This window comes from Magnetovibrio sp. PR-2, from assembly GCF_036689815.1.
In the GTDB taxonomy this organism is placed as follows: domain Bacteria; phylum Pseudomonadota; class Alphaproteobacteria; order Rhodospirillales; family Magnetovibrionaceae; genus Magnetovibrio.
Genome location: NZ_JBAHUR010000014.1, coordinates 30,848 through 43,759, shown reverse-complemented (window position 1 = coordinate 43,759; position 12,912 = coordinate 30,848). Strand labels below are relative to the sequence as shown.

The window sequence follows — 12,912 nt, the reverse complement described above, 5'->3', positions numbered from 1 at the left end:
ATGACACAGGACGCACTTGAACATTATACGCAAGGCACAAAGCCCGAGACGAAGTCTGACGTTGATCGTGCTGTGGATGCTGCTTGGGCTGACGCAATGTCCCCACCACATATAGATGAAGGCAAACCCGGTCAGGTCGGCCCTTACGACGGCGCTGAACTTTATACGGCGCATGTACCGGGTTTTCTGCAGCAAGCAAAAGCCAGCCTCTCTCATTGGCTCACAGTCGACAATTTGGATTGGTGGATTGCTGCGGCACAGGAACTGGCACTTTCCAAATATCCTGCGCCGGGTTTTCATCGGCTTTTGGAAATCAAGTCCGTTCTCAAGACGATTGCCCGACGCCAAAACAATAACAAAACAGACCGGAGGACGGAGAAATGACAGATATCCTTTTTTACGGTGATCCCCATTCAAAATTCCAACCGCTCATCGACACCGTCGCACGAAAGCCGCCGGGTGCAATTGTCCTGTTGGGGGATATGGAAGCACACAAACCTTTGGACGAAGAGCTCGCACCCATTTTGGACCGTGGCATTCCGGTGCACTGGATTCCCGGCAACCATGACACGGATCAACCGGGTGCACATGACAACCTGTTTCATTCCGGATTGGCAGACATAAACGCCCATGGCCGCGTGTTGGAAATCTGTGACATTAAGATCGCAGGGCTAGGCGGGGTCTTTCGGGGCAAGGTGTGGGACCCAGACAATCCCAATCAAGGTGTATGGTATTTTTCAGGTGATGAGATGGTCTCGACACTCCCCAAACATCACCTGTGGCGTGGTGGATTGCCGTTACGTCACCGCTCAAGCATTTTTCCGTCAGAGTATGCGAACCTTCTTGGAAAACAGGCCGATATTCTCGTCACGCACGAAGCGCCTGAAAGCCACAAATATGGATCTCGTGCAATCGGCACTTTGGCGGGGTGTCTGTACGCGAAACACATCGTGCATGGCCATCATCACTTCGATTACGAGGACACCTTGTCTGGAGGCATCCAAGTGCGTGGTGTTGGGCTGCGCGGCCTTTATCGCCTGAACGCAGATCAATTTAAATCCAATCACGGCTTGTCGTAACTTTTTTCGTGACACGGTCACTTTTTTCTTGCTTATCGTGACAATGTCACGTATAGTATTTTTATCAACTCAGGAGAGGACAAGATGACTGCAGGACGAAAATCAATAGGCACAAAGCCCATGACTGCGGCAGAACGCAAGCGCCGCCAACGGGCCAAAGCCAAAGAGATGGGCATTCCATCACGCGATCAAGTCGTCTTCGCATACGGACGGTCGGTGATCGAGATAATGCCGGAAATCGAAGACATAGCTCTCATAGAGCAAATTGAAGAACGAACCGCTCAACATCTGAGCAAACGTGGATTTAAAAACCGTCCCATCCGGGAAGCCCTGAAACAGGTCAAGGGAGGTGGCGGTACAGACTAGGAGACGTACCATGAACATCACCTTCTTTAACTTTCTCGAAGCAGCCTACTACCTTGCTGGTCCCGCCGTTGTTGTCGTACACAGTTACCATTGGTTTAGTCATTTGGTGGCAAAATGACTTGCCTAGCGACAATAAAATCACTCTGGACTAGAACCTCAATACGCTAAAGCCCCCACCAACTGGTTGGGGGCTTTCTTTTGCATGCCAGATTAAAACGATACATTGCAGCTTTATTTTTTCGATGTTCACGGATTGCGCATAGTTACAGAATCATGCCATTCTTGGTTGTTTGCTGCGAAATGAAATCCACTCATCGTAAATCTAGTCAAGTGAGTGCTATGCCAAATTATAGTCTTCAGGTTGAGCCGGGAAAGGTCTTGTTTGCTGTAGCAAAGGATCGTAACGAAGCACTAGCGGAACTCGGTGATCAATTAGGCCAAGCTCTGACCTTTGATGATCAGGATTCCCTAGCCCGTTATTTACTCGACGAATGGGAAAATTCGCCACACTGGTTTAACCCAACTATTCCGGTGTTTGTATTGAATGGCTGATGAAACGTCTAAGGACAAATTCATTGCATACCTAGATATCGTTGGCTTCCAGTCACATGTTGAGAGGTCAGAGACTGGTAATGGGCCGTCTATGTCTGAGCTTCAGGAAGCCGTGGACACCTTAGGCACATCGGACGATCAGGCCCATTTTGAAAGGTATGGACCGACGACATGCCCAGAGGCACCGCGGCAGCAACACAATATTGATTTTCGAGTAACTCAAGCATCCGATTGTGCCATCATATCAGCGGAAATTTCATCTGCCGGTGTCATTAACCTGCTTGCTCATTGTGCTACAGCCTGTTTAGCACTTCTCACCAAGGGATTGATGATTCGGGGCTATATCACCCGTGGCAAAATCCTCCATACCAACGATCACCAAATTGGCACTGGTTTAAATACTGCCGCCTCGCGTGAGAAGCATGTGGCTGTCTTTCAACAAAATGCTGATGATCGAGGCACCCCCTTCATCGAAATCGACTCTTCGGTAGTTGCTTACGTAAACTCACAAAGCGACGATTGTGTGAAGAAGATCTTTGATAGTCAGGTGAAGAACGACGGCGAACTGTACGCAATCTTCCCTTTCGAGAGGCTGAATCACTCATTCGCAATCGGTGGTTTTGGTGTCCAGTTCGACCCAAACAAAGAGAAAATGCAAGTGGACGTTGTCAGGGGAATAATCCATCGATTGAAAGAGCAGGTCGAGCGGCATATCGACAAGGATAATGCTGATGCTGTCCGCAAAAGCCACCACTACCTTCGTGTGCTTGATGATCAACTTGTCGTATGCGACAGGACAGAAGAAATGATCGACAGACTTTGTCGGCCATTCCCAAATTAATTGAGATAATTTCTGGAGATATTGTGCTTCCTTCTTCTTTGTTTTTCCCCTTGGCAACAACAGCAGCTTCCACAATCAACAAGGTACTTACTTCTGGAGGTGCTCGATCTTCTGCACCAAAAGGTGAGGTCAGTGCAGTGCGTACCATGACACTGGATGGTTTCGATGAAATTGCCGCTGCTTGGTCGCCTACACTCAAGGCGCATGGCTATCGTATTAATCTCACATCAGTCTTCTGTCACTCTAGGCCGCATGTGTCGTTCAAGCGAGTCCCATCACCATTTGCGCCTAGTCCGCCGCCCCCTGATGGCCGGTGCGAACTCGCAGACCTCCTCATAGTGATAGATTATGTGGACACTCATGCCCGGCAACGTGAACGGCGAGCAGTGCTCGTCCAAGCCAAAATGCTTAAGCGCGGCAAACTTAAGCCGTATAGAAATGAATGGATTCAACATGAGCTACTTGCATGGTTGCCGAGTTTCACATTCGTTGATAGTGGTTACGACCCTAGGGCACGTGACTTGGCAGGAACCCCTATAGCCGGAAATCCCAGACTTACAGCCGAATACGGTGGCATCGAACTAAAATCGGCCTCAAAAGGCTGGTGGCATTGGTTGCCAGTCAAAACCAACCATCAATTTGTTTCTCAGGTTGATCTCTCTGCCTATTTAGCTGGAATGGCAGTAGGTGATAGCAGTTATGCTCGTAAGGCTATCATTCATGGTTCAGACGATTGGTCATTTACGGTAGATGAACTTTTAAGAGTAACAGCCAAAAAAGCAATCCTAAAATCGAAGCCCAAGATCCTACGAGGGAATGATAACTTTGTTGGCTTCATACCTGACACTGCCCAGCATCTTTCCAGCGATGGCGGAGGTGGGGGAGACCATATCCCCGAAGGAGATATCCCCGAATGGCCTGAGGGACCAATCAGCACAGTGAAGATGACACTCCGGCCTCTAGACGACCCAAATAGAGACTTTGAGGAAGAAGCTGACTTTTGGGAACCGTAAATCATCGCGCCCGTACCCCAAATGGTTATCTGGTGTGCCTTTGCTGCGCGTTTTTCAGATTATTTTGCTACCCAATAGCTACCCAGACATAAGCGCAAAAAGAAAACCCCTAGGTTTCCCTAGGGGTTTTCATGGTGGGCACGACTGGGATTGAACCAGTGACCCCCTCGATGTCAACGAGGTGCTCTCCCGCTGAGCTACGCGCCCGATTATTAATCGGTAGCACCGCAAAGTGCGGCGGACGCGGGTTTTTAAACCGAACATGGCCGCTTGGCAACCCCCAAATCCCGACTTTATGACGCGTTTGTGAAATCTTCGCTCAATTTAGCATTGCCACGGGGTAAAGCAGCCTGTAACACCAATAAAACAAACGATTGGAGCCTCGCTCCCACCCTCGCAAACGCTACGTTTTGGACTTTCATGGTACCCAACAGCGCCCAATTGATGGAAAAAGAGGTCGAAACGCCTTTTGACATCATCGAACCGGCAGCCCAGACCTGCCCGGTGGTGTTCGCCTCGCCCCATAGCGGCCGAGACTACCCTGCCTCCTTTGTCGCGGCTAGCCAGTTGGACCCGGTGTCTCTGCGCCGCTCTGAAGACGCGTTTGTGGATGAGCTTTACGAAAAAGCCCCGAACTTTGGCGCGCCTTTGCTGCGTGCCCATTTTCCGCGTGCCTATGCAGACCCAAACCGCGAACCGTGGGAACTGGACCCCGCCATGTTCGATGGAGAACTGCCCAACTACATCAACACCTCAAGCCCCCGCGTCTACGCCGGGCTGGGCACGGTTGCGAAAGTGGTGACGGACGGGACGGAAATTTACAAAAACAAGATCCCCTTTGCCGAGGCTCAAAGCCGGGTTGAGCATTGCTACAAGCCCTACCACACAGCCTTGCAAGGTTTGCTGGACCGCACCTATGAGAAGTTTGGCACCTATTTGTTGATCGACTGTCATTCCATGCCGTCCATTGGCGGGCCGATGGATCGCGACCACGGCAACAACCGCGTCGACATGGTGCTGGGCGACGCCAACGGCGTGTCGTGCAGCCCGCGCGTCACCAGCTTGGCCCATCAAGTCCTGCGCGATATGGGCTATCGGGTGGTGTTGAACACACCGTATGCCGGGGGCTACACCACGCGCCACTATGGCCGTCCCGTAGACAACCACCACACATTGCAAATCGAGGTCAATCGGGCCTTGTATATGGACGAACTCACCATTTCGCGCAGCCAGGGCTTCGAACAACTGGCCGACAACCTCACCCATATGGTCGAAGCTCTGTGTAGCGTTGACCCTGCAACGTTGACCCGGTGAGGCCCAGATGAGCAACATCACCATCCGCAACGCCCGACCCGAAGACGCCAAAGCCGTTCACCGCATTTATGCCCACCACGTTGAAACCGGTAAAGCCAGCTTCGAAGAAATGGCCCCCAGCGTCGAAGAGATTACGGAACGCCGCCAAAAAATCATCAACGCCGGCGCGCCCTACATTGTGGCGGAATGGAACGGCACAGTTCACGGCTTTGCCTATGCCGGAAGCTTCCGCCCCCGTTCGGCCTATCGCCATACGGTGGAAGATTCCATCTATGTCGATCCTGCCGCCACCGGCAAAGGCATTGGCTCGGCCTTGTTGAGCGGCTTGATCGAGCGCTGCACCCAGTTGGGCTATCGCCAAATGGTCGCGGTGATTGGTGGCGCAGATAATCTCGCATCCATCAACCTGCACAAACGCCAAGGCTTTGAAGAAGTCGGACACTTAAAATCCACCGGCTTCAAGTTCGGCGACTGGGTTGACACCATTATCATGCAGCGCCCCTTGGGCTTTGGCAGCGACACCCTGCCCGACAACAGCGGCCCCACCGAATAGGCCCCTCAAAGGTTGCCTGAAGCTGGCATGCCCATTGCAGTATTTTGGGTATGATGATCAAAGCTACACCCCTCTTTTCGTTCGCGCTGAACCGCCCCATTCAGGCCGGTTTGGTTGCTGGCATGGTCTTGCTGTTGGCGGATCAGGCCTTTTCCGCACCTTTGACGGATGCCCCGCAGACCTTTGATAAATACAGTAAAACATGTTCTATCGTGGTGCAAAGCCAAGAGCGCAAGCAAGATATTCCAACAGGTCTGCTGCACGCCATTTCCTTAGCGGAAAGTGGCCGTTGGATGAAAAACCCAACCACCGGACAGGGGGAAAATATTGCCTGGCCGTGGACGGTTACGACCGGGGGCAAGGGGTATTTTCTGCCCAATCGCTTGGACGCTATTGCGTTCGTGAAATCATTGCAGGCCGACGGAGTCGAAAACATTGATGTCGGCTGTATGCAGATCAACCTGAAATATCACCCCAAGGCGTTCGGCAGTGTCGAACAAGCCTTTGACGCCCGCAAAAACGCCGCCTACGCGGCCAAGTTCCTCAGCGAGCGCAAGGCGCTATCTCATTCTTGGATGCAGGCCGCAGGGGATTACCATTCGTTCACGCCGGAACTCAATCAAAAATACATCAAAAAGGTCACGGCCCTGTGGCACAAAACCACATCGGCAGAATTTCGCACCGCCATCGCCGAACCTAAAACCGTTGAACCTGCACCTGTTCGTGCACCCGAACCCGGCACGCTGGACAGCATCGTCACGGCGTCTGGCAAACCTCAGCTTGACGCCAGCAAGCGCATCAACCGCTCGTTCAAAATCCGCCGCAATGGCATGCGCCCGGGCCAAGAAATCGCCAACCGTCTTAACGCTTTGAAACCCGGCGCGCACCTGATGCAGCCTCAGGGGCAAAGCCGCGAAGAGCTGTTTGCCCAGCGCCGCCAAGAGCAATTGGCCTCCTGGCGTTTGCGCCACGCGAAAAACGGTGTCAATTGACGATCTACGTTGCTTTTGGCTCACATCCTCGCTAAATATTTCGCCTCCTACCTATGGCCTATTGCGCTCGGGCATCTAGGCCCCATATTTTCCAGACATCTTTATCCCTACGGACCAACTCCCCATGACCGCTCACCGCCGTTCAAACTCTGAAGCTTTGACCGCAACCCTTGAACTTCAAGGTCAGAAAATCATCGACATCGGTTGTGGTGAAGGCCATTTGGTGCGTTTGATGACGCGTCATGGCGCCAAAGTCATTGGTGTCGAATGCAGTTCAGAAATGCTGGAAAAAGCGCACGCAGAAAAACCCGTGGGCGATGAAGTGTTTCATGACGGGCGTGCCGAAGACTTGCCGTTTTCGGACGGCTCCATCGACATTGTAGTGTTTTTTAACTCGCTTCACCACGTGCCCATGGACAGCATGGACCAAGCTTTGAGCGAGGCTGCGCGGGTGCTGAAATCGTCCGGCAAGCTCTATGTCTGCGAGCCTGTCGCCGACGGCCCGCACTTTGAACTGATGCAACCTGTCCACGATGAAACCGTGGTGCGCGCAAAAGCCTATGAGACTCTGCAAAAGTCGGAAACCTTTGCGCTGAGCCAAGACGATGAATTCACTTACATTCATCCCGCCTTTCACAAAGATTACGACAGCTTCGTCGAACGCATGCTGCGCATCAATCCCGAACACGAACAAGCTGTTCAAGATTTTGATGCTCAACTGCGCAGTAATTTCGAACGTTTAGGTGAGCCGACGGACAAGGGCTCGACCTTCGATCAGCCCATGCGCGTCAACTTGTTCACCAAAGCGTGATCGCACCAAACCACCTCTTTCACCCGATTCATGGTCGTTTAAGACTTCTGGAGCTATACTGAGGCTCTTGGAAACGATTCGCAGGTTCGCGGACTATGGCAGACGGCATCAACGAAGAAGACGAAGATAAGGCACTTTTAGATGTGCCTCTCGAAGTCACAGCAGTTTTGGGCACCACCAATATGAAGGTAAGCCAGCTGTTGAAGATGGGTCGTGGCGCTGTGGTGCAACTGGAACGCACCGTCGGCGAAGACATTGAAATCAAAGCCAATGGCAACCTGATCGCACGCGGCGAAGTGGTCGTGGTCGAAGATCACCTGGCCATCACCATGACCAAGATCTACAAGACCAATGTTGGTCGCTAATTCCATTTAACAAGCTTGAACGGTTGCCAGCTCGCTCCACTGGGTGGTGTAGCGCGGCGATTTGTAATTGCGGCGCAAATGCCAGCCTTTTTTCGCCCCAGTTTTGGTTTCAGGCTCAATGCCGCCCGCGCCGACGCGCACCAGATCGCGCCCACCCCTTTGCGCGCCGTTCAGATGGTCCAGCGCATCTTGCAGGCGCAGGGCCTTTTCCTGATCCATTTCTGAGCGCGCAAACAAAGTCGGCTGCATTTCCCCTGCAGGTGCGAGCTCGAGCAACATCACCCCCGCTTTTTTATAACGAAAGCCCGGACGGTAAGCCTTCACAAAGGCCTGCAACGCCGCCCGGGTCAAATCGAGTGTCAGGTTCGACGGATTGGGCAGCGCCACTGTCGCGCTGGCGTGATATTGGGCGGCGTGGGGGTTGTGCCTGTCGGTGACCGCAAACGCGTTCAGTTGCGCCGCCACCAAACCGCCTTGGCGCAAGCGTTCACCCGCGCGCGCTGCAAAAGTCGCCACCGCGTCTTTCAACTGATCCAAATCCTCCACCGTTTTGGCGAACGACCGGGACGACACACACGATTTTCTGTCCGTCGGTTGATTGTCGATATCGAAACACACCTGGCCTTGCAGCTCCAGCTGCGTGCGTGCGCCGGTCACACCCATTTTTTTGCGCACCCAGTGTTCGGACTGGTTGGCGAAATCGAGTGCCGTGTATACCCCCAACGACGGGAAGCGCTTGCCCCAGCGCCGCCCGACACCCCAAATGTCGCCCACGGGCGTATTGGCCAGTGCGTCTACAATCGTATCGCGGGTGCGCAAGACATTGACGCCGCCGGGCAGTTTGTCCTTCTTCACCCGCTCGGCGGCAATCTTGGCCAGCGTCTTGGTGGGTGCGATGCCGACGGACACGGGAATGCCGGTCCATTTTTTCACCTTTTCGCGCAGTTCGCGGGCATACGTTTCCAAGTCCCAATCTTCGAACCCGTCGAGACCCAAAAACGCTTCATCGATGGAATAGATTTCCACGTCTGGGCTAAAGCGGCTGAGCACCGACATGACACGCGACGACATATCGCCGTAAAGCTCATAGTTCGACGAAAACACGAACGCCTTGTGGTCGTCTAAAACCCGGCGCACTTTAAAATACGGCGCCCCCATGGGAATGCCGATGGTTTTGATCTCCGCCGAACGCGCCACCACGCAGCCGTCGTTGTTGGACAGCACGGCCACGGGTTTGCCTTCCAGGTCGGGGCGAAATACGCGTTCGCAGGACGCATAGAAGTTGTTGCAGTCAATGAGGGCAAACAGCTTGGTCATGGCCTGTTCCCCTGCTCACGCATAAAAAAACGCACGCGGCTACGCCGCTTCGCTAAGGCACAGGACGCATAGAAGTTGTTGCAGTCAATGAGGGCAAACAGCTTGGTCATGGCCTGTTCCCCTGCTCACGCATAAAAAAACGCACGCGGCTACGCCGCTTCGCTAAGGCACAGGACGCATAGAAGTTGTTGCAGTCGATTAAGGCGAAGAGCTTTGTCATATCCAACTCTCCCTCACCCTCCCGCCGTTAACACGTCGGGTCCCTCCCTCTCCCGCTGGGAGAGGGTCTTTGTTCGCACCCCAGCCATATCCCCCTCTCCACCCATAGGGGGGAGAGGGTCGGGGTGAGGGGGGCATCTGCTCAATACACACGTCAGAACCTTTTCCTCACGCCACCAAGTCTCGTACCGCATTGGTGACCACGCCCCAAATGGCAGAGGTCTCCCCGTCCCCATCTTCGCCTGTGGGCATGGGGATGGTGGGGAAATCCGGATGCTCGGCCTCCAAATGCCAAAGGCCTGGACGGCCCTTCAGGCGCTTCACCGTCAAGTCGCCGTCCACCACGGCAATGACCACATGACCGTCCCGGGGCTCAAGACTGCGATCCACCACCAACAAGTCGCCCGGATATATACCTGCGCCCGTCATGGATTCCCCTTGCACCCGCACGATGAACGTCGCTGCGGGGTGGCGCACCAAATGGCGGTTCAGATCCAACGAGCCTTCGATGTAATCCTCCGCCGGGGACGGGAAGCCCGCATGTACGGGGCTTGCGACAATGGGCAAGTCACGCTTGGTCCGCGTGTTGGTTTGCCACACCTGACCGTCGCCCAAAGACACCCAGCGCGCCCCCTCACCGCCTGCGGGGGCCACCATGGGCTCCTCTTGCAAGCTGACGTTGGGGCCACGTTCTGAGCCGCAGGTCGAGGGCGCATAGGCCCGGCGCGCACGAGACGTATTGGGACCAAAAAGATGGGATAACATGACACTTTTCCTCTGAACCGATTTGCTCCGATAAAAAAGAACATAACATGAACATTTGACAAGCGCAAGACAGACCCAAAGTTGTCGGATTTTGGTCGGTAGTCCTTGAAACCACCCCACATGAGTTCATACTTAAAAGAGGCAATCCGTGACATTTGGGAGAGACATCCATGCTCATCGGCGTCCCCAAAGAAATCAAAATGGGCGAGTTCCGCGTCGGCATGACGCCCGCCAGCGTGCGCGAAGCCCTACACTTGGGCCACCGCGTCTTGATCGAAACCCACGCCGGGCTCGGCGTTGGCGCATCGGATCAAAACTACGTGGACGCGGGCGCCGACATTGCGCCCAACGCGGCCACAGTCTGGGACAAAGCGGAGCTAATCGTCAAAGTCAAAGAACCCCAGGCGGTCGAGCGCAAACAGTTGAGCGCTGAGCAAACCCTGTTCACCTATCTGCACTTGGCCCCCGACATTGAGCAAACCAACGACCTGATCACCAGTGGCGCAACGTGCATCGCTTACGAAACCGTCACCGCACCCAGCGGCGATTTGCCCCTGCTCCACCCCATGAGTGAGGTGGCGGGCCGCATGTCCATCCAAGTCGCCGCCCATGCTTTGGAGCGCGCAGCGGGCGGGCGCGGTGTGCTCTTGGGCGGCGTGCCTGGGGTTGCGCCAGCCAAAGTCACGGTCATCGGCGGCGGCACGGTCGGTGCCAACGCGGTTCTCATGGCCATCGGCACGGGTGCGGAGGTCGTGGTCTTGGACAAAAACAACGAAACCTTACGTGCCCTCAACGCGCGGTTTGGCGCGCGCATCAAAACGCTCTATTCCAATCGCGAAACCTTGGAAGAGCACGTGCTCAGCGCCGACGTGGTGGTGGGCGGTGTGTTGATCCCCGGTGCGGCGGCACCGAAGCTGGTATCTGAGGCCATGATCAAAGCCATGCGCCCAGGCTCGGTCGTCGTCGATGTCGCTATTGACCAAGGCGGCTGTTTCGAAACGTCCCACGGCACCACCCACGCGGAGCCCACGTATGTGCTGCACGACGTGGTGCATTATTGTGTCACCAATATGCCCGGCGCGGTTCCGCACACGTCAACCTATGCCCTCAACAACGCCACCCTGCCCTTCATCCTGAACATTGCGGACAAGGGGGCGGAGCAAGCCATGCGCGATGATGAACACTTGAGGAACGGTTTGAATGTTATGGCTGGGCAGGTGACGTGTGAAGCGGTGGCGGTGGCGCAGGGGGTGGATTACGTCGCAGCTGACATCGTTCTCTAACCACCCGGCATCAACTCAATTTCGAAGTTCGTGACAAAAGTAAATGTGTCATGGCCGGACTTTGATCCGGCCATCCACGTCTTTGCCCACCACAAACTCTGGGGGGTCAGACGTGGATACGCGGGTCAAGCCCGCGCATGACAGTCATTATTCATCATTGCGAGCGAAGCGAAGAAATCCAGAACGCATGAACCAGAAACAATTTAGCTATCGCCTTCTCTTTCCGCTTAGAAGTGCCCCCAGCTTCATTAATGCAGAGAAGACAAAAGAGATTTCTATCTGATGCCATTATCTTCTACAGATAACTTGATCCAAAGATTTTTCGGATAATTGAGATGCATGCAAATTAACCTCAAAAGGCCCATCGATATCCATGCTTTCAATAAAATAGACATACTCGAAGTCCGTCGTTTTAAAACGTTCTTTCATATATTCAAGAATCGCTTCGTCCCATGTTTTTTTACGCCGCCAAAATTCAACACTCCATACCAGCAAAACTTCAGACTTTGAGCTCGCCTTTTTCTCGACAATGCCGTCTATGAGCTCTCGGTCTAATTCTTCTGAAATTGGCAAATTATCAAAATCAACACTGACAGAAATATTGTTGACCGCCCCCACATAAGACGGGGCCGATCCAATGCCCACTTTAGACAATTTAACGGGTCCAATCTCATTAAAGCTGAGATCGTCATTTAGAGCCTGCTTTAAAACACCCTCAACAAATGTATCAGCCTTACCAGGGGTAAAGATCGAAAATTCAGATTGAGACAAGTTAAAATGACAGTTCAGAAGTGTTGGAGTATCTGCTTTAAGATCATTTTTTTGCAAATAACAGTAAACCCCTGAGATAAATCCTGCCTTGATAGCTTGTAGGCGTTTCACATTCTGCGACGTAAGTTCTGTTACTTGAATACCGATCTCATGGTCTCGAATCCTCACAATGGCATCTGATTGCCCATGAGAATCATCATCGTTTACGCGTATTTCATAGGATGTTTTTTCTGGGCAAAGTTTCTTTAGTAGTTGCTCTGCCCAAAAAATTTCTTTTTCTTGTTTTCCTGTAGGCACCACACGAGGCCTCAACACCTGTTTTGCGGTTCCATGTGTAATTACTGCTGAAACAGCAGCCCACCCACCATCTTTCTTACCAACCATTTTTCAACACCCTCTGAAAGCCCACCAGTCATTAAGAAAAAACTACTATAGGATGTACTTAAAAAAAACACCAACACCTCACAACAAAACTCCGAGCCCCCTACTCAAAAAAGTCAATTAAGACAACTCAACTTGCCTTAATTGATATTCAACTGAAAAAGTCAGTTCTTACAGAGGGTAGCAAAGGGTAAATAACATGCGCGGGACGAATATTTTGATGTTTTTGGACTAAAACCCGGTTTGGCCTGCCTTTGGACAGCCCTCGAATCTCACAACATATAGATGCA

Annotated in this window: 15 protein-coding genes and 1 tRNA gene; 12 read left to right on the top strand and 4 right to left on the bottom strand. The window is 53.1% G+C overall.

Annotated features, from left to right (window positions below):
• The 6 genes from V5T82_RS14985 to V5T82_RS14960 all read left to right on the top strand — a co-directional run bounded on the left by V5T82_RS14985 (position 1) and on the right by V5T82_RS14960 (position 3,851).
• The gene (locus V5T82_RS14985; protein ID WP_332896472.1) at positions 1 to 384 is read left to right on the top strand and encodes a hypothetical protein; all 384 of its coding nucleotides are present in this window, start codon (positions 1 to 3) and stop codon (positions 382 to 384) included.
• Entirely contained in the window at positions 381 to 1,079 is a 699-nt protein-coding gene (locus tag V5T82_RS14980) for a metallophosphoesterase family protein (RefSeq protein ID WP_332896471.1), read from the top strand. The genes V5T82_RS14985 and V5T82_RS14980 overlap by 4 nt, the downstream gene beginning before the upstream one ends.
• A gap of 120 nt (positions 1,080 to 1,199) precedes the next feature.
• On the top strand, positions 1,200 to 1,445 hold the full coding sequence (locus V5T82_RS14975) for a hypothetical protein (protein WP_332896470.1): 246 nt from the start codon (positions 1,200 to 1,202) through the stop codon (positions 1,443 to 1,445).
• A gap of 273 nt (positions 1,446 to 1,718) precedes the next feature.
• Positions 1,719 to 1,997, top strand: a complete 279-nt coding sequence (locus V5T82_RS14970; protein ID WP_332896469.1) for a hypothetical protein — start codon at positions 1,719 to 1,721, stop codon at positions 1,995 to 1,997.
• A gap of 91 nt (positions 1,998 to 2,088) precedes the next feature.
• On the top strand, positions 2,089 to 2,838 hold the full coding sequence (locus V5T82_RS14965) for a hypothetical protein (protein WP_332896468.1): 750 nt from the start codon (positions 2,089 to 2,091) through the stop codon (positions 2,836 to 2,838).
• On the top strand, positions 2,817 to 3,851 hold the full coding sequence (locus tag V5T82_RS14960; protein WP_332896467.1) for a hypothetical protein: 1,035 nt from the start codon (positions 2,817 to 2,819) through the stop codon (positions 3,849 to 3,851). Before V5T82_RS14965 ends, V5T82_RS14960 begins: the two co-directional genes overlap by 22 nt.
• A 132-nt stretch (positions 3,852 to 3,983) precedes the next feature.
• Here V5T82_RS14960 and V5T82_RS14955 read toward each other — a convergent pair.
• Positions 3,984 to 4,058, bottom strand: a tRNA-Val gene (locus V5T82_RS14955).
• Positions 4,059 to 4,271: 213 nt separating this feature from the next.
• On the opposite strand from V5T82_RS14955, the gene V5T82_RS14950 reads away from it, so the two are divergent.
• The 5 genes from V5T82_RS14950 to fliN all read left to right on the top strand — a co-directional run bounded on the left by V5T82_RS14950 (position 4,272) and on the right by fliN (position 7,886).
• Positions 4,272 to 5,165 (top strand): N-formylglutamate amidohydrolase, encoded by an 894-nt coding sequence (locus tag V5T82_RS14950; RefSeq protein ID WP_332896466.1) that lies wholly within the window; start codon positions 4,272 to 4,274, stop codon positions 5,163 to 5,165.
• 7 nt (positions 5,166 to 5,172) lie between these two features.
• Positions 5,173 to 5,718, top strand: a complete 546-nt coding sequence (locus V5T82_RS14945) for a GNAT family N-acetyltransferase (protein WP_332896465.1) — start codon at positions 5,173 to 5,175, stop codon at positions 5,716 to 5,718.
• 50 nt (positions 5,719 to 5,768) lie between these two features.
• Entirely contained in the window at positions 5,769 to 6,710 is a 942-nt protein-coding gene (locus V5T82_RS14940; RefSeq protein WP_332896464.1) for a lysozyme family protein, read from the top strand.
• A gap of 124 nt (positions 6,711 to 6,834) precedes the next feature.
• Entirely contained in the window at positions 6,835 to 7,521 is a 687-nt protein-coding gene (locus V5T82_RS14935) for a class I SAM-dependent methyltransferase (protein WP_332896463.1), read from the top strand.
• A gap of 95 nt (positions 7,522 to 7,616) precedes the next feature.
• Positions 7,617 to 7,886: a flagellar motor switch protein FliN gene (gene fliN / locus V5T82_RS14930; protein WP_332896462.1), complete on the top strand. Its 270-nt coding sequence runs from the start codon at positions 7,617 to 7,619 to the stop codon at positions 7,884 to 7,886.
• A 6-nt stretch (positions 7,887 to 7,892) separates the two neighbouring features.
• On the opposite strand, the gene V5T82_RS14925 is transcribed toward fliN, so the two are convergent.
• A complete protein-coding gene (locus V5T82_RS14925; protein WP_332896461.1) occupies positions 7,893 to 9,203 on the bottom strand; it encodes a Y-family DNA polymerase in 1,311 nt (436 codons plus the stop codon).
• 387 nt (positions 9,204 to 9,590) lie between these two features.
• Positions 9,591 to 10,187 (bottom strand): LexA family protein, encoded by a 597-nt coding sequence (locus tag V5T82_RS14920; protein ID WP_332896460.1) that lies wholly within the window; start codon positions 10,185 to 10,187, stop codon positions 9,591 to 9,593.
• Positions 10,188 to 10,357: 170 nt separating this feature from the next.
• Here V5T82_RS14920 and ald point away from each other — a divergent pair, with 170 nt between their 5' ends.
• Positions 10,358 to 11,470: an alanine dehydrogenase gene (gene ald / locus V5T82_RS14915; RefSeq protein WP_332896459.1), complete on the top strand. Its 1,113-nt coding sequence runs from the start codon at positions 10,358 to 10,360 to the stop codon at positions 11,468 to 11,470.
• A 288-nt stretch (positions 11,471 to 11,758) separates the two neighbouring features.
• On the opposite strand, the gene V5T82_RS14910 is transcribed toward ald, so the two are convergent.
• Entirely contained in the window at positions 11,759 to 12,625 is an 867-nt protein-coding gene (locus V5T82_RS14910; protein ID WP_332896458.1) for a hypothetical protein, read from the bottom strand.
• Positions 12,626 to 12,912: the final 287 nt, after the last annotated feature.

Bases quoted from the DNA above. Each gene is read 5' to 3' on its own strand.
- V5T82_RS14985 (WP_332896472.1), top strand. From the start codon at position 1: ATGACACAGGACGCACTTGAACATTATACGCAAGGCACAAAGCCCGAG.
- V5T82_RS14980 (WP_332896471.1), top strand. From the start codon at position 381: ATGACAGATATCCTTTTTTACGGTGATCCCCATTCAAAATTCCAACCG.
- V5T82_RS14975 (WP_332896470.1), top strand. From the start codon at position 1,200: ATGACTGCGGCAGAACGCAAGCGCCGCCAACGGGCCAAAGCCAAAGAG.
- V5T82_RS14970 (WP_332896469.1), top strand. From the start codon at position 1,719: ATGCCATTCTTGGTTGTTTGCTGCGAAATGAAATCCACTCATCGTAAA.
- V5T82_RS14965 (WP_332896468.1), top strand. From the start codon at position 2,089: ATGTCTGAGCTTCAGGAAGCCGTGGACACCTTAGGCACATCGGACGAT.
- V5T82_RS14950 (WP_332896466.1), top strand. From the start codon at position 4,272: ATGGTACCCAACAGCGCCCAATTGATGGAAAAAGAGGTCGAAACGCCT.
- V5T82_RS14945 (WP_332896465.1), top strand. From the start codon at position 5,173: ATGAGCAACATCACCATCCGCAACGCCCGACCCGAAGACGCCAAAGCC.
- V5T82_RS14940 (WP_332896464.1), top strand. From the start codon at position 5,769: ATGATGATCAAAGCTACACCCCTCTTTTCGTTCGCGCTGAACCGCCCC.
- V5T82_RS14935 (WP_332896463.1), top strand. From the start codon at position 6,835: ATGACCGCTCACCGCCGTTCAAACTCTGAAGCTTTGACCGCAACCCTT.
- fliN (WP_332896462.1), top strand. From the start codon at position 7,617: ATGGCAGACGGCATCAACGAAGAAGACGAAGATAAGGCACTTTTAGAT.
- V5T82_RS14925 (WP_332896461.1), bottom strand. From the start codon at position 9,203: ATGACCAAGCTGTTTGCCCTCATTGACTGCAACAACTTCTATGCGTCC.
- V5T82_RS14920 (WP_332896460.1), bottom strand. From the start codon at position 10,187: ATGTTATCCCATCTTTTTGGTCCCAATACGTCTCGTGCGCGCCGGGCC.
- ald (WP_332896459.1), top strand. From the start codon at position 10,358: ATGCTCATCGGCGTCCCCAAAGAAATCAAAATGGGCGAGTTCCGCGTC.
- V5T82_RS14910 (WP_332896458.1), bottom strand. From the start codon at position 12,625: ATGGTTGGTAAGAAAGATGGTGGGTGGGCTGCTGTTTCAGCAGTAATT.